Consider the following 23467-nt stretch of genomic DNA (forward strand, 5'->3'; position numbering starts at 1 on the left):
CCCGACGGAACCGGCCGTGCATATCGCCGATCAGTCGGCGAACAGGCCGCGGATGTCGTCGGCGGTCATCGCCTGCCCGAACAGCGCGTCGTCGTCCATGACCGCCTGGAAGAGGCGCGCCTTGCGCTGCTGCAGCGCCATGACCTTCTCCTCGATCGTGCCGTCCGCGATCAGGCGGTAGACCATGACGGTGCGGTCCTGCCCGATGCGGTGCGCGCGATCCACGGCCTGGGCTTCCGCGGCGGGGTTCCACCACGGGTCCAGAAGGAAGACATAGTCGGCTTCGGTGAGGGTGAGGCCGAATCCGCCGGCTTTCAGGCTGATCAGGAACACCGGTGCGTCACCCTCGCGGAAGCCCCTCACGACGCGGTCGCGGTCACGCGTCGACCCGTCCAGCCAGGCGTGACGGATGCCGCGCTCGGTGAGCCGATCGGCGGCCAGCTGCAGGAACGAGGTGAACTGGCTGAACACGAGCGCGCGGTGACCCTCGGCGATCACCGCGTCGAGCTGATCGAAGAGGGCGGAGAGCTTGCTCGGCGCGATGTGGGCGTGCGCGGCATCCACGAGGCTCGGAGCGAGACTCATCATGCGCAGGAGCGTGAGCGAGCGGAACACGATGAACCGGTTGCGGTCGAGGTCCTCAAGGAGCCCCAGTACCTTCTGCCGTTCGCGCTGCAGAACGGTGTCGTACAGTGCCCGGTGTGCGGCGCCGAGCTCGACGTGCACCACCTGCTCCTGTTTGGGCGGCAGCTCGGGAGCGACCGCTTCCTTCGTCCGGCGCAGCAGGAACGGCCTGATCCGCCGGCGCAGGCGCGCGAGGCGTGCCGCGCGATGATCGCCGCCCTCCTGCGTCGTGGGTACCTTGCCCTGTTCGATCGGCCCGATGTACTCGTCGCGGAAGCGCCGCGCGGAGGCGAAGAGTCCGGGGGCCGTCAGCGCCAGGAGCGCCCACAGGTCGGTGAGGCTGTTCTCCAGCGGGGTCCCGGTGATCGCGAACGTGACGTCGGCACGGAGCGCCAGCGCCGCCTGGTAGGCCTTCGTGCGCGGATTCTTCACGAACTGCGCTTCGTCGAGCACGAGCACCGACCAGTCCACGGCGGCGAACTCCGTCTCGTCCAGCCGCAGCAGCGTGTAGGAGGTCACGATCACGTCGGCGGATGCCGCGACGTCGGCGACCGGGAGGCCCCGCACGCCGCGCGTGGTGTCCACGACACCGATCCGCAGGTCCGGCACGAATCGCGCGGCTTCATCGCGCCATGTGGCGAGCACCGAGGTGGGTGCGATCACGAGCACCGGACGCCGCTCGCCCCTCTGGCGACTGTGCGCGATGAGTGCGAGCATCTGCAGGGTCTTTCCGAGCCCCATGTCGTCGGCGAGGATCCCGCCCAGACGGTGCGCCCACAGGAATGCCAGCCAATCGAATCCCGCCCGCTGGTAGGGGCGCAACTCCGCGCGCAGCCCCTGCGGCAGCGCGGTGTGCCCGATGTGCTCCACGTCGCGCAGGCCCTCCAGCGTCGCGCGCCACGCGACGGCCGGGAGGGCTTCGTCCGCGACGTCCTCGAAGTCGTCCCACAGGTCGATGCTGCGCCGGCTGATCCGCGCGCCCGTCTCCCATTCCGCAAGCTCTCCGGCCTCGGCGATCAGGTCCTTCAAACGCTGCAGGGCGGGATGGGCGAGGCTGAAGTAACCGCCGTCGCTCAGCAGGAGCGTGCGGCGCCCCCGGGTGAGCGCCGTGAACAGTGGCGAAAACGGGATCGTGCGCCCGTCGATCTTCACGATCACCCCGAGGTCGAACCAGTCGGGGTCCGTGCTCTCCACGGTGGACACGGTCACGTGCGGGTCGCCGGTGAGCTCGCGGTACCGGGGCCGGGTGCCGAGGATCGTGACGGCGACGTCGGCGAGCCCTTCGACCTCGGGCAGCAACCGTGAGGCGAACTCGGCGGCCTCCACACCGGCGAGGGACCCGCGCGTCGCGACCGGCTCAGCGCGATGCGAGCGCCACACCCCCTCGACGCGCGCTCGGATCTCGGCTTCGGCGTCCGCGTCGTCCTGGGCCCCGGGCGGGGCGTCCAGGCCGCGCTCCTCGCGACCGGGGTATGCCCAGCCGAGCGCGTAGTCCAGTCGGTGCGCGGGTGAGAAGCGCACCGTGACGTGCAGGTGCGGGCGGTCCGGCCGGGGCAGATCGATGCCCGGAGCCTCGACACGGACGCTCCGCAGCATCGGGGGCAGGTGCTCGCGGACGAACTCCTCGGCGTCATCGGGTGGCACGATGACGCTCTCCGTCGCGCGCAGCAGCGCCGGAAGCGGGTCCGCGAGCGGTGCCTCGGCGAGGGTCAGCGCGATGCGCTCCCGGCGAACCGTGAACCGGTAGACGCCGGAATGTCCGATGGGTCGCACTGCGGACGGCTCGATCGGGTCACCGTCGATCTCGCCGTTCGCCGACAGGCGCAGACCGTCGTCCTGGCGATCCAACCGGATGCCGACTTCCGCGCTCCGGGCGATGTCCAGGTCGAGGTGGCGGACCGTCGGCACGATCGCGATGTGCAGCGACGATGCCGCGGCGAGGTGGCCCCACAGCAGGGCGGATTCGATGTCGTCGAGGGTGAGCCAGTCGCCGGCATCCGCGAAGCCGCCGATCATGCGCATGTCGCGACCGATGCTGTGCAGCTCGACGAACCATCGCGCCTGCTCCGCCGCGAACCGGCGTCCGGGGCGCCGCAGGGTGTCCCAGGACACCGTGCCCTTGATCCAGGAGAGAGAGCGGGAGCTGCGCTCGAGCGGACGGAGGCCGACCATCACGTCCGTGCCGTGTCGGTCCAGGCTGCGCGCCGTGGCGGTCTCGAGGCGGATCGGCGCCCAGGGCGAGCTGCCCCGTCGGACGCGTTGACGCAGCTCGATGCCGAGCGCGAGCGGGACGCCGGGCTCCGCCGACGGCGCGGCGAGAAGGGACCGCCAGGGGGCGGCTGGGGTGGACGGCGCGTCCGCGCCGCGCGCGAGCCGGTTGGCGGCCAGGAGCGCCGCCACGACGTGCTTGCATCCGCCCGAGACCGGACACGTGCACATCGTCGAGACGATCGCGTGATCCGGCCGGCGAGCGTCCAGGACGACCGTGCAGCGGTACGGGCGCGCGGCGGAGCCGTCCACGAGGGCGGTCAGAACGGAGGATGCGGCATCCCATGTCACGCTTCGCACGGCGCCGCCGTGGAAGTAGCCCGTACCGCGCTCGAACGATCCTGCGTCCGTCGACGCCCGGATCTGGGCGGGCTCGACGAGCGGGGGGATCATGGGATCCATCCTGTCCGAGGGCCCGGACGTCCGTCCGCCCGGCTCAGGACGAGCGCGCGATGCGGGCGAGCACGCCGTGCACGAACGCGCCGGAGTCGTCGGTGGAGAACTCCTTCGCGAGCTCGACCGCCTCATCGATCACGACCGCGGTGGGCACCTCGTCGTTGTAGAGGATCTCCCACACGGCCATGCGCAGCAGCGCACGGTCGACGGCGGGCATGCGCGCGAGCGACCAGTCCTTCGCGAACGTCGTGATCTGCTCGTCGATCTCGTCCTGGTTGTCGATCACGCCGTCGACGATCTCGCGCGCGTACAGCCACGAGGCCTCGCGGGAGGGCTCGCTCGCGGCGCGCTTGGCCTCGGCGGCGAGCGTGACGCCCAGGGCATCGCCGCGGATGTCGGACTGGAAGAGGATGTCGAGGGCGCGCTTGCGCGCCTTGGTGCGCGCGCTCACCTCAGTTGACGCGGCCGAGGTAGTCACCCGTGCGGGTGTCGACCTTGACCTTCGTGCCGGTCTCCAGGAACAGCGGCACCTGGATCTCGTAGCCCGTCTCGACCGTCGCGGGCTTCGTACCCGCCGAGGAGCGGTCGCCCTGCAGGCCCGGCTCCGTGTACGTGATCTCGAGCACGACGGACGCCGGCAGCTCGACGTACAGCGGGTTGCCGTTGTTCAGCGCGATCTGCACCTGCTGGTTCTCCAGGAGGAAGTTCGCGGCGTCGCCCACGACCGTGGCGGGCACCGTGAGCTGGTCGTAGTCGGCGACGTCCATGAAGACGAAGCCCTCGCCGTCGTTGTACAGGTAGGTGAAGTCGCGCCGGTCGACGTTCTCGATCTCGATCTTCGCGCCCGCGTTGTAGGTGCGGTCCACGGTCTTGCCCGAGACGACGTTCTTGAGCTTCGTGCGCACGAACGCCCCGCCCTTGCCCGGCTTGACGTGCTGGAACTCGATGACGTTCCACAGCTGGCCGTCGATGGAGAGGACGACGCCGTTGCGGATGTCTGCGGTGGATGCCATGGCTGAGAGAGTCCGTTTCGTGAGGGAATCCTGTGGCCGCGATGCGGCCCGACGTTCGATTCTACGGGATGCCGCGCATCGCCGCCGGGAAGAGCGATGGCACCGACCGCGGACTCAGCCGTCGGCGCGGCCGGTGATGACCTCGATGAGCCGGTCGACGGCCGTCGCGTATCCGGCGACACCCTCGCCCACGACGTGCACCACGGCGACGTCGGCGACATACGAGTGGTGGCGGAACGGCTCGCGCTCGAGGACGTTGCTGATGTGCACTTCGGCGACGGGGAGGTCGACGGCAGCGAGGGCGTCGCGCAGCACGACGGACGTGTGGGTCAGTCCGCCCGGGTTGATCACGATTCCGGCGCACTCCTCGCGCGCCGCGTGGATCGCGTCCAGCAGCACGCCCTCGTGATTGCTCTGGACCGCGTCGACGTCGAAGCCGTGTTTGCGCGCGGTCTCCGCGACGAGCGCCTCGACGTCCACGAGCGTCTGCGCTCCGTAGATGCCCGGTTCGCGCGTGCCCAGCAGGTTGAGATTCGGGCCGTTGACGAGCAGGAGGCGGCGAGGAGCGGTCACGCCTCCACCCTAGGCCTGGCCGCCGAGCGGTATTGCGGAGATGTGCAGGATTGCCGATGCCGGGCCCGGGAGACCTCCGTCATCGTGCACATCTCCGTCATCCTGCGCGCGGTGCGATCAGCCCGCGACCTCCTGGTAGGCAGCGAACAGCAGCGACTCATCGGGCGCCTGCAGCACAGTGGGCTTCGCGATGTCGTCCAGAACGATGAAGCGCAGCATCCCGCCGCGGCTCTTCTTGTCCCGCTGCATGCTGGCCAGCAGCTGGGGCCAGGCGCCCGAGCGGTACGTGGTCGGCAGACCCAGCAGCTCGAGGATGTCGCGGTGACGCTGCGCGGCGGCATCCGGCAAGCGCCCCGCGAGGCGCGACAGCTCGGCGGCGTACATCATGCCGACCGAGATCGCCGCGCCGTGGCGCCAGCGGTACCGCTCGGCGTGCTCGATCGCGTGACCGAGGGTGTGCCCGTAGTTCAGGACCTCCCGCAAGCCCGCCTCGCGGAAGTCCTCTCCCACGACACGGGCCTTCATCGAGATCGCGAGCTCCACGCACCGGCGGAAGGACGCCGTGGAGGGGTCGACCGCCGCCTCGTGATCCGCCTCGATGAGGTCGAGGATCTCCGGGTGCCAGATGAAGCCCGCCTTGACCACCTCGGCGAAGCCGGCGACCGTCTCGTTCGGCGACAGGGTCATCAGCAGGTCGAGGTCGCAGATGACCGCGCGCGGGGCCCAGAATGCGCCGACGAGATTCTTGCCCTCGGCCGTGTTGATCCCGGTCTTGCCGCCCACCGCCGCGTCCACCATCGCGAGCACGGTCGTCGGGACCTGCACGACCTGCACCCCGCGGAGCCAGGTCGCGGCGACGAAGCCGGCGAGATCGGTCACCGCTCCCCCGCCGAAGCCGACCACGGCATCGGTGCGGGTGAAGTCGGACTGACCCATCACCTGCCAGCAGAACGCGGCGACCTCGACCCGCTTGCCCGCTTCGGCGTCCGGGATCTCCGCGAGGAGCACTTCACGGGTGCTGTCGGCCATGAGTCGCTCGCGCAGCGTCGCCGCCGCCGCGCCGAGTGTCGGCGGATGCACGACGAGCACTTTTCGCACGCTCGGTGCGAGCGCGTCCGCGACCAGATCGAGGATGCCGTGCCCGACCGAGATGTCGTACCCGCTTTCGCCCGGCACGGAGATGGTGGTCGTGTCGTTCATGTCTGCTCCTGTGCTTCGGGCGTCTCGGAACGCCGCACCCATTCCACGACCTCGTCCACGACCGCCGACAGCGGTCCGGTGGAGGTGTCGAAGGCGACGTCGGCGCACTGCTCGTACAGATCCCGGCGCTGCGCGTAGATCCGCTTCCAGCGGGCGACCGGGTCGGCGTCCGTCAGCAGCGGCCGGTCTCCGCCGTGGATCCGCCCCGCCACGATCTGCGGCGAGACGGTCAGCAGGACCACACGGTGCGCGGCGAGGTCGGCTCGTGTCGCGGGGTCCAGGACGGCTCCGCCGCCGAGCGCGACGACCCCGCCGTCCCGCAGGGCCTCGGACACGGCGACGCGCTCGAGCTCGCGGAAGCGCGCTTCACCGTCGCGTTCGAACAGCTCCGGGATCGGCCCGTGCTCGCGCACGATCGCCTTGTCCGTATCGACGAACCCACGACCGAGCGCCCGCGCGACGCGCTTGCCGATGCTCGTCTTGCCCGCACCCATCGGTCCGATCAGGACGACGGCACCGCCGGGAGCGGCACCGGGCGTCCTACCGGCGGACATCGTGTTCGAGCAGCTCCGCATCGCTCGCGGACGCAGTCCGCAGCGTCTCGGGGATCGCCGCGAGGTAGGCCTCGAGGTTGCGGCGGGTCTCTCCCACGCTGTCGCCGCCGAACTTCTCCAGGACGACATCGGTCAGCACGATCGCGACCATCGCCTCCGCGACGACTCCCGCGGCGGGCACCGCGCACACGTCCGAACGCTGGTGGTGGGCCGACGCGGTCTCGCCCGTCGCGACGTCGATCGTGCGCAGCGCATGCGGCACGGTCGCGATGGGCTTCATCCCGGCGCGCACGCGCAGCACGGTTCCGGTGGACATGCCGCCCTCGGTGCCGCCCGCACGGTCGGTCGAGCGCGCGATGCCGTCGTCGGTCACGAAGAGCTCGTCGTGCGCGGCCGAACCACGGCGGCGGGTCGTCTCGAAACCGTCGCCGACCTCTACGCCCTTGATCGCCTGGATGCTCATGATCGCCTGCGCGAGCTTGGAGTCCAGGCGTCGGTCCCAGTGCACGTGCGAACCGAGGCCCGGGGGCAGGCCGTAGGCGAGGACTTCGACGATGCCGCCGAGGGTGTCGCCGTCCTTGCGCGCGGCATCCACCTCCTCGACCATGCGTGCCGACGTGTCCGCGTCGAAGCAACGCAACGGGTCGGCATCCAGTGCGTCCACGTCGTCGGGCGTGGGCAGCGCCGAGTCGTCCGGGACGCGGACGGGGCCGATCGAGAGGGTGTGGCTGACCAGACGGATGCCGAGCTCGGCGAGGAAGCCGCGTGCGATCGCCCCGAGGGCGACGCGGGCCGCCGTCTCACGCGCGCTCGCGCGTTCGAGGATCGGGCGCGCCTCGTCGAAGTCGTACTTCTGCATGCCCACGAGGTCCGCGTGCCCCGGGCGTGGGCGGGTCAGGGCGGCGCCGCGGCCGCGGGAGCGTTCGGTGAGCTCGACGGGCTCCGCGCTCATCACCTCGACCCACTTGGGCCATTCGGTGTTGCCGATGCGCACGGCGATGGGGCTGCCCAGGCTCGTGCCGTGCACGACGCCGGACGAGATCGTCAACTCGTCCTCTTCGAACTTCATGCGGGAGCCGCGTCCGTATCCGAGCTTGCGGCGGGCGAGATCGGCCTGGATCGCGGCGCGCGAAACCGGGACGCCGGAGGGCAGACCCTCCATGATGGCGATGAGTTCGGGACCGTGGGATTCGCCGGCAGTGAGCACGCGGAGCATTGCTCTAGTCTCCCATGACCGCCAGGCGCATTTCGGCGAGCACGGCGGCTTCGTCGGGGAGCTCCCGGTCCGGATCGCCGAGCACGAAAACCCGCACCTGCAGCAGGGCCTGGTGCAGCAGCATCCCGAGTCCCGACCGGGCCGGGGCGCCGGCGCGCTCCCATGCCTCGGACAGGGGCGTCGGCCAGTGTCCGTAGACGACGTCCATGAGCGGTCCGCCACCGGCCGCGAGGGCGTCGGCGGCGTCGGACGATACGGCGGCATCACCTGGGAGTGTGGCGATCGTGAGGTCGACCGGTGACCGGGCGGCGATGAACGCCGCCGAGGACACCGGGAGCCCCAGTTCGTCGCCGAGCACGATGAGCGGGTCGACCGCCTCGGGTCGGCGGGCGACGACCTCGACGCGGTCGACGCCGAGCGCGGCGAGCGCGACGAGCGCGGAGGTCGCCGTGGCACCCGCGCCGATGATGCGCGCGGTTCCGGCGGCGTCCCACCGCTCTTCCCGGAGCGCCCGCACGAGGCCCCCGACGTCGGTGTTGAATCCGACCGGTCCGCCGGGCTCGAGCAGGAGCGTGTTGACGGCGCCCGTGAGGTCGGCGCGTCGATCGCGGGTCCGCGCGGCAGCGAAGGCCGCACCCTTGAGCGGCATCGTCAGTGACAGACCGCGGAACTCCGGCGAGAGTCCGCCCAGTTCACGGGTGAATCGCTCCTCGGTGACCTGCCGGCGTTCATAGGTCCAGTCGAGCCCGAGCACGCGGTAGGCGGCCGAGTGCAGTTGCGGCGAGCGGCTGTGCGCGACCGGATCCCCCCAGACTTCGAGGCGTCGGGGCTCGGCGTTCAGCATCCCGCGTCGGGATTGGCCGCGCACCACTGGATCCACTGCTGGGTCGCCTGGTTGTGGTCGGCGAGGTTGTTCGTGAACACCGTCTCTCCGGTGTTGAGGTTCACCGTGACGAAGTAGAGCCAGTCGCCGTCGGCCGGATGCATCGCGGCATCGATCGCGACGTCGCCCGGGTTCGCGATCGGACCCACCGGGAGACCCTGGATGACGTAGGTGTTCCACGGGTTGTCGTCGTACTGCGCCTCCGCGGAGGTGCTGACGGTGCCGTCCGCCTCGTTGAAGCCGTACTGCGCGGTGGAGTCCATCTGCAGCAGGCCGAACGTCTCCTGGTTGCTCGGGTTCAGACGGTTCTCGATCACCCGCGAGACTTTGTAGAAGTCCGTTCCCGCCCGTGCTTCGCGCTGGATGATCGAGGCGATCGTGAGGATGCGTTCCCGGTCCTCCGCCGGCACCCCGGCGCTGTCGAGCGACGCGATCGTGCGGTTCACGAGCGTGGCGATCACGTCGGTCGCGGTGACACCGGGGTCGAACGTGTAGGTCGCCGGGAAGAGCCAGCCCTCGAGCGGCTGTCCGCCCGCCGCCACGATCGCCGGATCGGCGGCGACGCCGTACACGGTCGGGTCGGCCACGGCGGCCTGCAGCTCTTCCAGCGGGATGCCGGTCCCCTCAGCCAGCAGCGGCAGGGACTGCTCGACCGTGAGCCCCTCACGCAGCTGTGCGCTGTTCTCCATCTTGTTGGCGGGGTCCAGCAGCGCCGCGAGAGCGGCCTCGGAGGTCATCTGCTTCTGGAGCTTGAACACCCCGGGGACGAACGGAGGGTTCTGCCCGGTGTCGATCAAGTACGCGTAGAACGCATCCGGTGTCTTGGTCACACCCGCCTCGAACAGGCTCTCCGAGATCGGCGAGCCGGTGTCCCCCGAGGCGATCGTGACGAATGCCTCGCCGTTGGCCAGGCCGTCCGCATAGTCCTTGGGCTCCTCCCAGCCCATCACTTCGCGGATCTTGTCCTCGTAGGTGGTCCAGACGTAGAAGCCCGTACCCGCGATGCCGCCGATCAGCAGCAGGACGACACCCAGCGCGATCCAGCCGCCGATGCGGCGCCGGCGCTTGTTCTTGGGCGGCGGGACGTCGCCGAGGCTGTCCGTCGTGTGCTCGCCGGTGAAGAGGTCCTCGAGCGTCGCGGTCGCGACCGACCGTGAGGGACGCGCCTCCTCCGCCGGCGCCGTCTCGCGGAGGGGCGCCGAGGTGGCGGGGGGCGCTGCCGCGGGAGCCGCGTGTTCAGACGGCGCGTGTGATGCCGGCGCCTCCTGCCGTGTCGCCGCCGCCCGTGCCTCGCGCCGCGAGAGCGGAGCGGAAGACCCGGTCGCGTTCTGCGTCGTCACCTGTTCCGACGCGCCGCGCTCGGCATCCGCTCCGGCGGATCGGCGTTCGCGGGGGTCCGGCAGCTTGCCGAACAGGTCGGCGAACGGGTCGTCGAACGGCGAGGGGGCATCGGGCATGTCAGACGGGCTCCTCGGCCGGGGGGACGGGTGATCCGGCAGGTCGCCCCATGCTCTTCTCGACATCGAGAGCCTGCTGCAGCAGGACGACGGCCGCGACCTGGTCAACAATGCTACGAGAAGAACGCTGTGATCTGCCCGATTCCCGCAGAACCGCATGCGCGGAGACCGTGCTGAGTCGCTCGTCCACGAGCCGGACGGGCCGATCGGATGCCGCCGCGAGCGCGCGCGCGAAGTCGCGGGCGTCCGTCGTGGAGGCGGTGTCCTCCCCGCGCATGTTCAGCGGCAGCCCGACGAGCAGCTCCATCGCGTCATGCTCCCCCGCGAGGTCGAGGATCCGCGCCAAGGAGGCATCCGTGCGCGGGACGGTTTCGACCGGAGTGGCCAGAAGCCCGTCGGGATCGCAACGGGCGACCCCGACGCGCGCCTTGCCGACGTCGATCCCGAGTCGGACGCCGCGGCGGAACCCGCTCACGCGTCCTCGAGCGCGGCCTTCACGGCGCCGAGCGCCGTCGGCAGCGCCGCCGCGTCGGTGCCGCCGCCCTGGGCGACATCGTCCCGTCCGCCTCCGCCGCCGCCGAGCGTGACGGCGGCGATCTTGGCGAGCGCACCGGCGCGCGCACCGGCCGAACGCGCGGCGTCGTTCGTCGCGACGATCACGACGGCCCGACCGCCGACATCGGCACCGACGGCGACCACGGCCGCGTCCGTGCCGAGGCGGTCGCGGATGCCGAGCGCCAGGGCGCGCACGTCGTCGGCCGACCCCGCGGATCCGATCGATTCGGCGACCACGCGATACCGGCCCACGGTCGCGGCGTTCGCGGCGAGAGCCGGGACACGATCGGCCAGGGCGCGCGCTTCGAACGCGGCGATCTTCTTCTCCGCGGCCTTCAGGCTCGCCGCGAGCTCGGCGATGCGCGTGGGCAGCTGATCGCGCGGGGTCTTCAGGCTCGACGTGAGCTGCGACACGATCGCGCGCTCGGCGGCCAGCTCACGGAACGCATCCTGGCCGACGAGGGCTTCGACACGACGGTTGGACGCGCCGACGGAGGACTCGCCGACGAGGTTCACGAGACCGATCTCGGCGCTCGAGGACACGTGGGTTCCCGCGCAGAGCTCGCGCGACCACGGGCCGCCGATGTCGACCATGCGCACGGTGTCGCCGTACTTCTCGCCGAAGAGCGCCATCGCGCCGAGCGCCTTCGCCTCGTCGAGCGACAGGACACGCGTGGTGACCTCGAGGTTGTCGCGCACGGCGGTGTTGGCGATCTCCTCGATCTCGGTGCGCGTCTCGGGTGAGAGCGCCTGCCCCCACGTGAAGTCCAGGCGCATGTAGCCCGCGCGGTTCAGCGACCCGGCCTGGGTCGCGCTCTTGCCGAGCGTGTCCCGCAGCGCGGCGTGCACGAGGTGCGTGGCCGAGTGCGCCTGCCGCGCGGCGCGCCGGTTGACGGCATCCACGACGGAAGTCGCCGGCTGCCCGACACCCACTTCGCCCACCGAGACCTCGACCGTGTGGCTGATCAGGCCCGGCACGGGCTTCTGCACATCGAGGACCTCGAGCTCGTACCCGGGGCCGACGATCGCGCCCTTGTCGGCGACCTGACCGCCGGACTCCGCGTACAGGGCGGTGTCGGCGAGGATCACCTCGGCGATCTGGCCCGTGGTGGCGCGGTCGACCGACACGCCGTCGACGAGGATGCCGAGCACGCGCGACTCCGTTTCGAGTTCGGTGTAGCCGGTGAACACCGTCTCGCCCTGGGCGCGGTACTCGCGGTACACGCTCGTGTCGGCGAGCGCCCGCTTGCGGGAGCGCGCGTCGGCCTTCGCGCGGGTGCGCTGCTCGAGCATGAGCGCGTCGAATGCGGCGCGGTCGACGGAGAGCCCGGCCTCTTCGGCGATCTCGAGAGTCAGGTCGATCGGGAAGCCGTACGTGTCGTGCAGCAGGAAGGCCTCAGAGCCGGCGATCGTGGTGCCGCCGCTCTTCTTCGTCTGCGCGACCGAGAGGTCGAGCGTGGTCGTCCCGGCCGCGAGGGTGCGCAGGAACGTCTCCTCCTCGGCGAACGCGTACGCCGACAGGCGTCCGTACTCGGTCTCCAGTTCCGGGTAGACGGCTTTCATCGCGTCGCGCGAGGCGGCGAACAGCTCGGGGAACGTGGGGCCGTCCACCCCGAGCAGGCGCATCGAGCGGATGCCGCGCCGCATGAGCCGGCGGAGGATGTACCCGCGTCCTTCGTTCGACGGAGTCACGCCGTCGGAGAGCAGCATGAGGGACGAGCGGACGTGGTCGGCGATGATGCGCATGCGCACGTCGTCGGTGTGGTCAGCCCCGTAGCGACGACCGCTCAACTGCGCGGCGAGATCCAGCACCGGGCGCACCTGGTCGGTCTCGTACATGTTCTGCACGCCCTGCTTGATGAACGCGATGCGCTCCAGGCCCATGCCGGTGTCGATGTTCTTCTGGGGCAGCTCGCCCACGATGCGGAAGTCGTACTTCGAGGTGACGTCGTCGATCGCGTACTGCATGAAGACGAGGTTCCAGATCTCGACGTACCGGTCGTCATCCGTCGCCGGTCCCCCGTCGACGCCGTACGCGGGACCCTGGTCGAAGAAGATCTCCGAGCACGGGCCGGCGGGTCCCGGCAGACCGGTGCTCCAGTAGTTCGTGTCCTTGTCCAGGCGCTGGATGCGCTCCTCGGGAAGGCCGGCGATCCGTCGCCACAGGTCGAACGCCTCGTCGTCGTCCTTGTAGACGGTGACCCAGAGGTCCTTGGGATCGAACCCGAGACCGCCGTCGGCTTCGGACGTGGTCAGCAGCTCCCACGCATACGTGATCGCGCCCTCTTTGAAATAGTCGCCGAACGACCAGTTGCCGAGCATCTGGAAGAACGTGCCGTGGCGCGGCGTCTTGCCGACCTCTTCGATGTCGTTCGTGCGGATGCACTTCTGCACATCGGCCGCGCGAGCGTACGGCGCCGGCACGTCGCCGCTCAGGTACGGGATGAACGGCACCATGCCCGCGACCGTGAACAGCAGCGCGGGATCGTCCGTGACCAGCGAGGCGGAGGGGACGATGGTGTGGTCGCGCTTCTCGAAGTAGCGCAGGAATCGATCGGCCAGCTCTGCGGTCTGCATGGGGAGTCCTCGAAAAAGGGCGGCGTCCGTCGTGGACACCGCCTGATGGGTGGGGTGTCAGTCGGTGAGCTTGGTGGCGGCGGCGTCCGCGGCATCGCCGGCGGTGTTCGCGGCGGCGTCGACGAGACCGCCGATGCGCGCTTCCTGCTCACGGTAGGCGTCGCCGATGCGATCGGTGAACTCGGTGATGCGAGCGTCGACTTCGGCCAGCACCTCGTGCCCGCGGGGATCCTTGTTCATGAGGTGGGCCGCCACGAAGCCGCCGATCACACCCAACAGGAACCACAGCAGGTTTCTCATGACACCACTTCCTTCGCCGCGGGGCGCGGCAACCCCCATCGTAAGCGAGAACAGCAGAGGGCGCCGGGTGACCCCGGCGCCCTCTGCTGTCGTATGCGTCGTCCTTATCGGGCGGCGTAGTACTCGACGACGAGCTGCACGTCACCCGTCACGGGGACCTCTGCGCGCTTCGGGCGACGGACGAGCCGCGCCTGAAGGGTCGAGAGGTCGACCTCGAGGTAGCCCGGAACCGGGGGAAGCACGTCGGCGTGACCGCCGGCAGCCGCGACCTGGAAGGGCTCGGTGCCCTGGCTCTTGGTCTTGACGTGGATGAGCTGACCCGGCTTCACGCGGAAGGAGGGGCGGTCGACCGTCTGACCGTCGACCAGGATGTGGCGGTGCACGACCAGCTGGCGTGCCTGCGCGGTGGTGCGGGCGAAGCCGGCGCGCAGGACGAGTGCGTCCAGACGCATCTCGAGGAGCTCGACGAGGTTCTCACCCGTCAGGCCCTGGGTGCGGCGGGCTTCGTTGAACGTGTTGCGCATCTGCTTCTCGCGGATGCCGTACTGCTCGCGCAGACGCTGCTTCTCGCGGAGGCGGACGGCGTAGTCGCTGTCCTGCTTGCGCTTGGTGCGGCCGTGCTCACCCGGAGCGTACGGACGCTTCTCGAGGTACTTGGCGGCCTTGGGCGTCAGCGGGATGCCGAGCGCGCGGGAGAGGCGGACCTTGCGGCGGTCCTGGGACTTCGTGGGCACGGATGTGTCCTTCCAAAACGACATGGCCGCGTCTTTCGCGGACTCATGGACGTATCCCCGCCCCACCCTGCTCGGTGCGCACGTCGGGGCGCAACGAAGGTGTGATGTGAGGAGGAGATACCCGAAAACGACGTTTCGAGCCGGTCAAGCTTACCAGATCGGGATCAGCCGCCGATGATGCGCCGGATCTTCTCGAGCCGCGCCTGTACATCGCGCTCCTGACCGTGGGCGGTCGGCTCGTAGTAGCGGCGTCCGCGCAGATCGTCGGGCAGGTACTGCTGAGCCACGACGCCGACGTCGGAGTCGTGGGGGTAGCGGTACCCCTTGCCGTGTCCGAGCCGCTTCGCTCCCGGATAGTGGGCATCACGCAGATGGGGCGGGACACGACCGAAGCCGCCCGCCCGCACGTCGGCGATCGCCTTGTCGATCGCGAGGTAGGCGGCGTTGGACTTCGCCGTCGTGGCCAGGTACGCGGTGGCCTCTGCGAGCGGGATGCGGCCTTCCGGCATCCCGATGAAGGCGACGGCGTCGGCGGCGGCGACCGCGATCAGCAGCGCCTGCGGATCGGCGAGGCCGATGTCTTCGGATGCCGAGATCACCAGCCTCCGGGCGATGAAGCGCGCATCCTCCCCCGCCTCGATCATGCGGGCGAGGTAGTGCATGGCCGCGTCGACGTCGGAGCCGCGGATCGACTTGATGAAGGCGCTGATCACGTCGTAGTGCTCGTCGCCCTGGCGGTCGTAGCGCAGCAGCGCTCGGTCCACGGCGCTCGCGACGTGATCGGCGGTCACGGTCGGCTTCTCGTCCGACGCGTCATCGGGCTCCGCGAGCGCCGCGGCGGCCTCGAGCGCCGTCAGTGCGCGACGCGCATCGCCGGAGGCCAGGCGCACCAGGGCGTCCCGCGCCTCGGGCGCAACGCTCACCCGAGCCGACAGACCGCGCGGATCGGCGACCGCGCGGTCCAGCAGCATTGCGAGATCGTCGTCCGTGAGCGGCTGGAGCGTGAGCAGCAGCGAGCGGGACAGCAGGGGCGAGATCACCGAGAACGAGGGGTTCTCGGTCGTGGCGGCGATCAGCACGACCCAGCCGTTCTCCACACCCGGAAGCAGCGCGTCCTGCTGGGCCTTGGTGAAACGGTGGATCTCGTCGAGGAACAGGATGGTGGACTGCCCGTAGAGATCGCGCTGCGTGAGGGCCTCCTGCATGACCTCCCGCACGTCCTTGACGCCCGCCGTGACCGCGGAGAGCTCGACGAAACGGCGCCCGGACGAGCGGGCGATCGCTTGCGCGAGGGTCGTCTTGCCCGTGCCGGGCGGTCCCCAGAGGATCACCGAGCTCGCGGCGCCGGTCGAGACGTCGGCGCGCGCGAGCTGCACGAGGGGTGAGCCGGGCTTGAGCAGATGGGATTGACCCGCGACCTCGTCCAGCGATGTCGGGCGCATCCGCACGGCGAGGGGAGTCTGGCCCTGGAAGAGCGCGGCGGAGGACACCGCTCAAGGCTAACGTCCGCGTCGGACGCGCGCGTTTGGCGGCCACCCCGGCGGACCGTAGGATCATCCCGCCCGGGAAGCCCGGGGTATGAAGGAGGTCCCGTGGCCACGGGTGGCAAGCAGCGCGACACGCGAGCCGAGCGCGAGCGGGCGCGGGTGTATCAGGCTCGGCAGAGCTTCCACGATTCGCTGGCGCGGCGGCGCCGCCGCGACGATCTGATCGCGGGCATCGCCGGAGGGGCACTGATCGTCGCGATCCTCATCGGTCAGACCCTGTACTTCACCGCCGGACCCGGCGCCCCGTCCCCCGCGCCCACTGCGACACCGTCCACCAGCCCGTCGAGCACGCCGGTGCCCAGCGACACCGCGTCCCCGGAGCCCTCGCCGACCGTCACGGAGTGACCCGGAGCACCGGCGACCCGACGTCCGTCACGGATCGGTGTCGGAGCGCGCGGAGCCCGCGGCGCCGGGGGCGGCCCGTACTAGGCTGAGGAGCCATCCATACTCCCCCAGGCGGCGCGAGCCGCGATGAGGTGCATTCCGTGACTGCTGCAGCAGAGTCCACTCCCGAGAACCCGACCGGATCCGCTCCGACCGCCGACGCCGGCGAGGCGGTCCGGCCCACTCCCCGGCCGGGTCCCGCGCGTCCCGTTCCCCGGGCCCCGCGAGCGGCATCCGCCCCGGCGGCGCCCGCGGGCGCCACCGACGCCGCGCCCGCGGACCAGGAGCCGTGGGGTCGCGTGGACGAGCACGGCGTCGTCTCGGTGCGCGAGGCCGAAGGCTGGCGCGTCGTCGGGGAGTACCCGGATGGGACGCCCGAAGAGGCGCTCGCCTACTACCAGCGGAAGTTCACCGATCTCGCGGGCGAGGTGTCCCTCCTGGAGGTGCGTCACCGCAGCGGCGGCGCCCCCGCCTCCGACCTGCGCGCCACCGCCGACGCCCTGCACGCCAAGATCGACGGCGCGGCTGCGGTCGGAAACCTCGCTGCACTCGATGCCCGCGTCCGTGCGTTGACCGAGGAGCTCACCGCGGCGTCCGCCACTGAGGCTGCGGCATCCCGCCAGGCCGTCGACGACGCCGTCGCGGCACGCGTCGTCCTGGTGGAGAGGGCCGAGGCCCTCGCCGCGCGCGACCCCAAGACCGTGCAGTGGAAGCAGGCCTCCGCGGAGCTCGCGTCGCTGTTCGATCAGTGGCAGGCGCAGCAGCAGTCCGGTCCCCGACTGCCGAAGTCCACCGGGCAGCAGCTGTGGAAGCGATTCCGCGACGCCCGCGCGATCGTCGACAAGCATCGCCGTGAGTTCTACGCCGAGCTCGACGAGGCGCACAAGACGGTGCGCGATCAGAAGGCGCGGCTCGTCGAGAAGGCCGAGGCACTCGCTCCGAAGGGCGAGGACGGCATCGGGGCCTACCGCGAGCTCCTGGACCAGTGGAAGACCGCCGGCCGCGCCGGCAAGAAGGCCGATGACGCACTCTGGGCGCGCTTCAAGGCCGCCGGTGACGCGCTCTACGGCGCTCGCGGAGAGCGTGAGGCGGCCGACGCCGAAGCGTCCCGCGAGAAGATCGATGCCAAACGCGCGCTCCTCGTGGAGGCCCGCACGATCGCCGATGAGCCGGATCTTGCGAAGGCCCGTGCCGCGCTGACGGCGATCCAGCGTCAGTGGGATGAGATCGGGCGGATCTTCCCGCGCGACAAGGAGCGGGTCCTCGACGACGATCTGCGTCGCATCGAGACCTCTCTCCGCACGCGCGAGGAGACGGACTGGAAGCGCAACAACCCCGAGACCAAGGCGCGCGCGAACGACATGACGCGTCAGCTCACCGAGGCGATCGAGAAGCTCGAGTCCGAGCTCGCGGCCGCGACGGCGAGCGGCGACAAGCGGGCGATCGCGAAGGCCACCGAGGCGCTGGAGGCACGCAAGAACTGGCTGAGCGCGCTGGGCGGCTGACCTCACTCGCTCGGTTTGTCCACAGGGCGCCGGGAACGCCGGTCCCGGGCGACGCGCTCGGGCACAGTTGCTGTCATGGCTTCCCCGTTCTTGTACTTCCCGGGCGATGCCCTCTCGCTCGCCGAGTTGACGGCCGCGCGGCTGGACGGCCACACGGTGGATCTCGGCGACGCCTTCATCCCCGCCGATGCCGTCGAGACCCCGGCGCTCCGGGCGGGCTCGCTCGCCGCCCTGCTGGGTGACGTGCTCGCCGCGACGCATCTCAGCGCAGCGTGGGTGCACGGCGGTCTTCACGATCCGCCCGCCCGCCACACGGTGCAGCGTGCCGTGCCGCGGCGGCTGCACCGCACGTTCGGCCGACGTCTGGTCTACCGCGACTTGTGCGTCGAACGGGACGACCTGTGGCTCCTCGGCGGCGTATGGGTGACCCACCCGGTGCGCACGCTCGCCGATCTCGTGCGCACCGGCGACGACGAGAACGTGCGGGCCGCCCGCATGCTCGTGCGGGCGCACCCGGATCTGATCGAGCCCGCCCGGGCGCACTTGCGGGAGCGCCGCTCGCTGCCGAACAAGAAGGCCGCGATCGCGCTCCTGGAGGGCTGGGCGGCCGTCGGTGGCGAAGTGCTCAGGAGGACGTGACCCGGTACACGTCGTAGACCGCGTCGATGCGACGCACCGCGTTCAGCACCCGCTCGAGGTGCACGATGTCACCCATTTCGAACACGAACCGGCTGAGCGCGAGACGGTCGTTCGTGGTGGACACGGTCGCCGAGAGGATGTTGACGTGGTGTTCGCTGAGCACACGGGTGACATCGCTCAGCAGGCCGGAGCGGTCGAGCGCCTCGATCTGGATCTGCACGAGGAAGATGCTCTTCGTCGTCGGCGCCCACTCCACCTCGATCAGGCGTTCGGCGTCGTCCATGAGGGACTTGACGTTCGTGCAGTCCGCGCGGTGCACCGATACGCCGCTGCCGCGTGTGACGAACCCGACGACGTCGTCGCCCGGGACCGGAGTGCAGCACTTCGCGAGCTTCACGAGGATGTCCGGAGCACCGCGCACGAGAATCCCGGAATCGCCGCCGCGCGGCTGACGGGAACGCCCGACGTGCGGGATGTCGATCGGCCCGGTCGACGTGTCATCCGCGGTGACGGCCGCCGTGACCTTCTCGATGACCGACTGGGTCGACACGTGCCCTTCGCCGACGGCGGCATACAGTGCCGTGACGTCCTCGTAGTTCAAGGACCGGGCCACCTCGGAGAACGAGTCCTGATTCATCAGACGCTGCAGCGGCAGGTTCTGCCGGCGCATCGCGCGTGCGATCGATTCCTTGCCCTGCTCGATCGCCTCTTCGCGGCGCTCCTTCGTGAACCAGCCGCGGATCTTGCTTCGGGCCCTCGTGCTCTTGACGAATCCGAGCCAGTCTTGACTGGGGCCGGCATCCGGATTCTTCGAAGTGAAGACTTCGACGACGTCGCCGCTCTGCAGTTCGGACTCCAGCGGCACGAGGCGGCCGTTGACCTTCGCGCCCATCGTCCGGTGGCCCACCTCGGTGTGCACGGCGTAGGCGAAATCGACCGGGCTGGCGCCGGTGGGCAAACCGATCACGCGGCCCTTCGGGGTGAAGACGTAGACCTCTTTGGCTCCGATCTCGAAGCGCAGCGAGTCCAGGAACTCCCCGGGATCAGCGGTCTCGGCCTGCCAGTCCGAAATGTGCGCGAGCCAGGCCATGTCCGCATCGACGGATTTCGCATCCGCCTTGCCGCCGGTCATCCGCTCCTTGTACTTCCAATGTGCGGCAACGCCGTACTCGGCCTGCTGATGCATCTCGTTCGTACGGATCTGGATCTCGACCGTGCGCCCGCCCGGACCGATCACCGTCGTGTGCAGCGACTGGTACAGGTTGAACTTCGGCGTCGCGATGTAGTCCTTGAACCGGCCCGGCAGCGGCGTCCAGCGCGCGTGGATCGCCCCGAGGACCGCGTAGCAGTCGCGCACGCTGCCGACGAGGATGCGGATGCCGATCAGATCGTAGATGTCGTCGAACTCGCGACCGCGCACCACCATCTTCTGGTACACCGAGTACAGCTGCTTCGGCCGCCCCATCACCCGCCCGCGGATCCGCAGATCGCGCAGGTCGCTGTCGACCGCGTCGATCACGTTGTGCACGTACTGCTCGCGCTGCGGAGTGCGCTGTTTGACGAGGCTCTCGATCTCGGCGTACAGCTTCGGGTGCAGTACGGCGAAGGACAGATCCTCGAGCTCGGACTTCACCGTCTGGATGCCGAGTCGATGAGCGAGCGGCGCGTAGATCTCGAGGGTCTCGGTCGCCTTCTTCCGCGCCTTCTCGGGCGGGACGAACCCCCACGTGCGCGCGTTGTGCAGCCGGTCGGCGAGCTTGATCAGGAGCACGCGGATGTCGCGCGACATCGCCACGATCATCTTGCGGACGGTTTCGGCCTGCGCGCTCTCGCCGTACTTGACCTTGTCGAGCTTCGTCACGCCGTCCACGAGCATCGCGACTTCGTCGCCGAACTCGGCGCTCAGCGCATCGAGCGAGTACTCCGTGTCTTCCACCGTGTCGTGCAGAAGTGCGGCGGCGATCGCCTTCGGACCGAGTCCGAGGTCGGCGAGGATCTGCGCGACGGCGAGCGGATGGGTGATGTACGGCTCGCCGCTCTGACGCGTCTGGCCCGTGTGGGCCTCATCGGCGACCGCGTACGCCCGTTCGATGATGGACAGGTCGCCCTTGGGGTGATGCGTTCGGACGGTGCGCAGAAGCTGCTCGACATCGTCGCGGCGCGCGGAACGCGAGAAGATCCGCGGGACGAGGCGGCGCAGCGACGAGGACTGGGCGGCGGGAACGGTCTCGGTCATCCGATCCCTCCCCTCCGCGAGGTGTCAATCCTATGCCCGTGCGGCGCGGCCATCCGCCGGTCGATCAGGCGGGCGTCCCGGCGAGCTCGCGGGCGGCGAGGATGCGCGCGTCCCGCTCCTTGAAGCGTTCCTCGCCCTCGCGCAGCAGCGAGTACAGGGGTGCCGCGACGAAGAGCGTCGAGTAGGCCGCGACGATCGTGCCGACGAAGATCGAGAGGGACAGATCGGTGAGCGTCTGCGCACCCAGCCACACCACACCGACGATCAGGATCGCACCGGTGGGCAGAACTGCGACGACGGTCGTGTTGATCGAGCGGATCAGGGTCTGATTGACGGCCAGGTTCACCGACTCGCCGAAGGTGCGCCCGGACACTTCGCCGTCCTCGCTCGTATTCTCCCTGATCTTGTCGAACACGACGGTTGTGTCGTACAGGGCGTACGAGAGGATCGTCAGGAAGCCGATCACCGCGGCGGGCGAGATCTCGAAGCCGAAGAGGGCGTACACGCCGACGGTGATGATGAGCACATCCAGCAGGCCGATGATCGCCGACACCGACATCTTCCAGGTGCGGAAGTACAGCGCGAGGATCAGGAAGGTCAGCGCGAGGAAGATCGCGAGGCCCCACAGCGACTGCCGGGTGACGTCCTGCCCCCAGCTGGGCCCGATGAACGATGCGCTCACCTCGGCCGGATCGACCTGGTACGCGTCCGCGAGCGCGGCGCTCACGTCGCGCGTCTGGGCGTCGGTGAGCTGATCGGTCTGGACCCGGATCCCGTCGTCGCCCACCGTCACGACTTTGGTCGTGGCGTCCGGCACGACCGACTGCACGGCATCCGTCGCCACCTGCTGGTCGGTGGTCGTGACACCGTTAACGGTGAACTGGGAGCCGCCGGTGAACTCGATCGAGAACTGGATGGGGCGGAACAGCGGCACGAGGGCCGCGCCGATCACGAGGATCGCCGCGATCAGGAACCACAGACGACGACGACCGACGAACGGGAATGAAGTCTTGCCCGTGTAGAGGTCGTTTCCGAGCTGGCTCATGGAGCGCATCAGGATTGTCCCCCCGTGTCGTTCTTGGTCGGTCTGCCGCTCTCGCCGGCGGCGGCGAGCTCGGCCTGCTTGCGCTCCGCGATCGTCTGGCGGCGCTCGGCTTCGCCGCGCGAGCGCGAGGCGCGCTTCTCGGCCTGCGTCTTGGGCGCCGCAGCCACCGGCGCGCGGAACTGCGCGCGCCCACGGTAGACCGCACCGAGGGCGGTGGGGTCCATGCCCGAAAGAGGGTGACCGGATCCGAAGAACTTCGTGCGGGCCAGCAGCTGCATCACCGGGTGGGTGAACAGGATGAAGATCAGGACGTCGATCGCCGTCGTGAGCCCCAGCGTGAACGCGAAGCCCTTCACGGTGGCGTCCGCGAGGATGTAGAGGACCACCGCGGCGAGGATGTTGATCGACTTCGAGATGTAGATCGTGCGCTTCGCGCGGCCCCAGCCGTCCTCGACGGCGCCGGTGATCGACTTGCCGTCGCGCAGCTCGTCGCGGATGCGCTCGAAGTAGACGATGAACGAGTCGGCCGTGAAGCCGATCGTCACGATCAGGCCCGCGACGCCGGCGAGCGACAGGCGGAAGCCCATGCGCCACGCCAGGATGCACAGCGTGATGTAGGTGAGGACCGCCATGACCGCGAGCGAGGCGATGATCACGAAGCCGAGCGCGCGGTAGACGATGAGCGAGTAGATCGCGACCAGGAGGAGGCCCACGAGGCCGGCGATCAGACCGACCTGCAGCTGCTGCGATCCCAGCGTGGCGGAGATGGACGCCGAGCTCTCGACGGTGAAGCTGAGCGGCAGAGCGCCGTACTTCAGCTGGTCGGCGAGCACTTTCGCGGTGTCCTGCGTGAAGCTTCCCGTGATGCTCGGGTTGCCCCCGAGGATCACGGCGTTCATCGACGGGGCGGAGAGCACCGTGCCGTCGAGGACGAAGGCGAACTGGTTCAGCGGGGGGTTCGCGCCGTACAGGCGCTGGCTGATCTCGCCGAAGGTCTTCGTACCGGCGTCGTCGAACTTGAGGTTGACCGCCCACTGGCCGCTGGTCTGTTCGAGCCCGAACGTCGCGTCGCTGATCGACGTGCCGTCGAGTTCGACCGGTCCGAGGATGTACTTGACCGAACCGTCCGTCTCGCACGTGATGAGCGGCTGATCCTTCGGCGCACTGGCCGGGTCGTTGCTCGGGTTCGCGCAGTCGTACGCGAGGTACTCGGCCTGCAGCGCCGGGGTCACCCAGGAGATGTCGCTCCCGTTCGTCGGCTCCGCGGTCGGCGTGCTCGGCAGGGACGGATCCGGCGTCGGATACGGCGTCTCCTTGCCGTCATCGCCGACGAACGTCGTGGCCGGGGCGCCGGCCACCAGCACCGCACGCAGCTGGAGCTGAGCGGAGGCCTCGATGCGGTTCCGGGTCTCCTCGTCCGCCTGACCGGGGATCTGGACGACGATCTGGTCGGCACCCTGACGTGCGACGTCGGCCTCGCCGACGCCCGAGGCGTCCACGCGCTGGCGGATGATCGTGACGGCCTGGTCCATCTGCTCGTCCGACGGTGTCACGCCGTCGGCCGTCTCGGCCTGGAGGACGATCTGCGTGCCGCCCTGGAGATCCAACGCGAGCTCAGGCGTCCACGAACTCGCCTTGAAGACGTATACGCCGAGCGCGTTGATTCCGAAGAGCACCGCGGTGATGATCAGGAGGCCGGTCAGCGCACGCCAGGCATGCCGGACAGGAGTGGATGTCGCCACGAGGGGTCAGCTTTCTGGG

Annotated in this window: 20 protein-coding genes; 3 read left to right on the forward strand and 17 right to left on the reverse strand. The window is 69.9% G+C overall.

Annotated elements, in window-relative coordinates:
• Positions 1-30 precede the first annotated feature (30 nt).
• From AB0P18_RS06735 to AB0P18_RS06800, 14 genes are all read right to left on the reverse strand, one after another.
• Positions 31-3285: a DEAD/DEAH box helicase gene (locus AB0P18_RS06735; RefSeq protein ID WP_363359451.1), complete on the reverse strand. Its 3255-nt coding sequence runs from the start codon at positions 3283-3285 to the stop codon at positions 31-33.
• Positions 3286-3328: 43 nt separating this feature from the next.
• Positions 3329-3739, reverse strand: a complete 411-nt coding sequence (gene nusB / locus AB0P18_RS06740) for a transcription antitermination factor NusB (protein ID WP_344053570.1) — start codon at positions 3737-3739, stop codon at positions 3329-3331.
• 1 nt (position 3740) lies between these two features.
• Complete coding sequence (efp, locus tag AB0P18_RS06745) at positions 3741-4301, reverse strand: elongation factor P (protein WP_344053572.1); 561 nt, start codon at positions 4299-4301, stop codon at positions 3741-3743.
• Positions 4302-4415: 114 nt separating this feature from the next.
• A complete protein-coding gene (gene aroQ, locus AB0P18_RS06750) occupies positions 4416-4874 on the reverse strand; it encodes a type II 3-dehydroquinate dehydratase (protein ID WP_344053574.1) in 459 nt (152 codons plus the stop codon).
• A 117-nt stretch (positions 4875-4991) separates the two neighbouring features.
• On the reverse strand, positions 4992-6074 hold the full coding sequence (gene aroB, locus AB0P18_RS06755) for a 3-dehydroquinate synthase (protein ID WP_344053575.1): 1083 nt from the start codon (positions 6072-6074) through the stop codon (positions 4992-4994).
• Positions 6071-6628: a shikimate kinase gene (locus AB0P18_RS06760; RefSeq protein WP_363359452.1), complete on the reverse strand. Its 558-nt coding sequence runs from the start codon at positions 6626-6628 to the stop codon at positions 6071-6073. The genes aroB and AB0P18_RS06760 overlap by 4 nt, the downstream gene beginning before the upstream one ends.
• Positions 6615-7844: a chorismate synthase gene (aroC, locus tag AB0P18_RS06765; protein WP_344053578.1), complete on the reverse strand. Its 1230-nt coding sequence runs from the start codon at positions 7842-7844 to the stop codon at positions 6615-6617. Before aroC ends, AB0P18_RS06760 begins: the two co-directional genes overlap by 14 nt.
• Before the next feature lie 4 nt (positions 7845-7848).
• A complete protein-coding gene (locus AB0P18_RS06770) occupies positions 7849-8688 on the reverse strand; it encodes a shikimate dehydrogenase (RefSeq protein ID WP_363359535.1) in 840 nt (279 codons plus the stop codon).
• Positions 8682-10184: an endolytic transglycosylase MltG gene (gene mltG / locus AB0P18_RS06775; RefSeq protein WP_363359453.1), complete on the reverse strand. Its 1503-nt coding sequence runs from the start codon at positions 10182-10184 to the stop codon at positions 8682-8684. The genes AB0P18_RS06770 and mltG overlap by 7 nt, the downstream gene beginning before the upstream one ends.
• A gap of 1 nt (position 10185) precedes the next feature.
• Positions 10186-10659 (reverse strand): Holliday junction resolvase RuvX, encoded by a 474-nt coding sequence (ruvX, locus tag AB0P18_RS06780; protein ID WP_363359454.1) that lies wholly within the window; start codon positions 10657-10659, stop codon positions 10186-10188.
• A complete protein-coding gene (gene alaS / locus AB0P18_RS06785) occupies positions 10656-13316 on the reverse strand; it encodes an alanine--tRNA ligase (RefSeq protein ID WP_363359455.1) in 2661 nt (886 codons plus the stop codon). Before alaS ends, ruvX begins: the two co-directional genes overlap by 4 nt.
• A gap of 57 nt (positions 13317-13373) precedes the next feature.
• Positions 13374-13616, reverse strand: a complete 243-nt coding sequence (locus tag AB0P18_RS06790) for an ATPase (RefSeq protein WP_344053586.1) — start codon at positions 13614-13616, stop codon at positions 13374-13376.
• Between the two features lie 104 nt (positions 13617-13720).
• Complete coding sequence (rpsD, locus tag AB0P18_RS06795) at positions 13721-14350, reverse strand: 30S ribosomal protein S4 (protein ID WP_344053588.1); 630 nt, start codon at positions 14348-14350, stop codon at positions 13721-13723.
• Positions 14351-14514: 164 nt separating this feature from the next.
• Positions 14515-15792 carry a replication-associated recombination protein A gene (locus tag AB0P18_RS06800; RefSeq protein ID WP_363359536.1) on the reverse strand — a complete coding sequence of 426 codons (1278 nt, stop codon included), beginning with the start codon at positions 15790-15792 and terminating at the stop codon, positions 14515-14517.
• Positions 15793-15942: 150 nt separating this feature from the next.
• On the opposite strand from AB0P18_RS06800, the gene AB0P18_RS06805 reads away from it, so the two are divergent.
• The 3 genes from AB0P18_RS06805 (at position 15943) to AB0P18_RS06815 (ending at position 18425) form a co-directional block, all read left to right on the forward strand.
• Positions 15943-16242 (forward strand): dioxygenase, encoded by a 300-nt coding sequence (locus AB0P18_RS06805; RefSeq protein ID WP_363359456.1) that lies wholly within the window; start codon positions 15943-15945, stop codon positions 16240-16242.
• 140 nt (positions 16243-16382) lie between these two features.
• Positions 16383-17786: a DUF349 domain-containing protein gene (locus AB0P18_RS06810; RefSeq protein WP_363359457.1), complete on the forward strand. Its 1404-nt coding sequence runs from the start codon at positions 16383-16385 to the stop codon at positions 17784-17786.
• A 75-nt stretch (positions 17787-17861) separates the two neighbouring features.
• The gene (locus tag AB0P18_RS06815) at positions 17862-18425 is read left to right on the forward strand and encodes a hypothetical protein (protein ID WP_363359458.1); all 564 of its coding nucleotides are present in this window, start codon (positions 17862-17864) and stop codon (positions 18423-18425) included.
• Here AB0P18_RS06815 and AB0P18_RS06820 read toward each other — a convergent pair.
• From AB0P18_RS06820 to secD, 3 genes are all read right to left on the reverse strand, one after another.
• Entirely contained in the window at positions 18412-20661 is a 2250-nt protein-coding gene (locus tag AB0P18_RS06820; RefSeq protein ID WP_344053594.1) for a bifunctional (p)ppGpp synthetase/guanosine-3',5'-bis(diphosphate) 3'-pyrophosphohydrolase, read from the reverse strand. The genes AB0P18_RS06815 and AB0P18_RS06820 overlap by 14 nt on opposite strands.
• Before the next feature lie 64 nt (positions 20662-20725).
• Complete coding sequence (gene secF / locus AB0P18_RS06825; protein ID WP_363359459.1) at positions 20726-21715, reverse strand: protein translocase subunit SecF; 990 nt, start codon at positions 21713-21715, stop codon at positions 20726-20728.
• Positions 21715-23448 carry a protein translocase subunit SecD gene (gene secD / locus AB0P18_RS06830; protein WP_344053598.1) on the reverse strand — a complete coding sequence of 578 codons (1734 nt, stop codon included), beginning with the start codon at positions 23446-23448 and terminating at the stop codon, positions 21715-21717. The genes secF and secD overlap by 1 nt, the downstream gene beginning before the upstream one ends.
• Positions 23449-23467: the final 19 nt, after the last annotated feature.

This window comes from Microbacterium sp. NPDC064584, assembly GCF_040687315.1.
In the GTDB taxonomy this organism is placed as follows: Bacteria; Actinomycetota; Actinomycetes; order Actinomycetales; family Microbacteriaceae; genus Microbacterium; species Microbacterium lacus.

Coding starts and splice junctions, on each gene's coding strand:
- AB0P18_RS06735 (WP_363359451.1), bottom strand. CDS start 3,285: ATGATCCCCCCGCTCGTCGAGCCCGCCCAGATCCGGGCGTCGACGGAC.
- efp (WP_344053572.1), bottom strand. CDS start 4,301: ATGGCATCCACCGCAGACATCCGCAACGGCGTCGTCCTCTCCATCGAC.
- aroB (WP_344053575.1), bottom strand. CDS start 6,074: ATGAACGACACGACCACCATCTCCGTGCCGGGCGAAAGCGGGTACGAC.
- AB0P18_RS06760 (WP_363359452.1), bottom strand. CDS start 6,628: ATGTCCGCCGGTAGGACGCCCGGTGCCGCTCCCGGCGGTGCCGTCGTC.
- aroC (WP_344053578.1), bottom strand. CDS start 7,844: ATGCTCCGCGTGCTCACTGCCGGCGAATCCCACGGTCCCGAACTCATC.
- AB0P18_RS06770 (WP_363359535.1), bottom strand. CDS start 8,688: ATGCTGAACGCCGAGCCCCGACGCCTCGAAGTCTGGGGGGATCCGGTC.
- mltG (WP_363359453.1), bottom strand. CDS start 10,184: ATGCCCGATGCCCCCTCGCCGTTCGACGACCCGTTCGCCGACCTGTTC.
- alaS (WP_363359455.1), bottom strand. CDS start 13,316: ATGCAGACCGCAGAGCTGGCCGATCGATTCCTGCGCTACTTCGAGAAG.
- AB0P18_RS06790 (WP_344053586.1), bottom strand. CDS start 13,616: ATGAGAAACCTGCTGTGGTTCCTGTTGGGTGTGATCGGCGGCTTCGTG.
- AB0P18_RS06800 (WP_363359536.1), bottom strand. CDS start 15,792: ATGCGCCCGACATCGCTGGACGAGGTCGCGGGTCAATCCCATCTGCTC.
- AB0P18_RS06815 (WP_363359458.1), top strand. CDS start 17,862: ATGGCTTCCCCGTTCTTGTACTTCCCGGGCGATGCCCTCTCGCTCGCC.
- AB0P18_RS06820 (WP_344053594.1), bottom strand. CDS start 20,661: ATGACCGAGACCGTTCCCGCCGCCCAGTCCTCGTCGCTGCGCCGCCTC.
- secF (WP_363359459.1), bottom strand. CDS start 21,715: ATGCGCTCCATGAGCCAGCTCGGAAACGACCTCTACACGGGCAAGACT.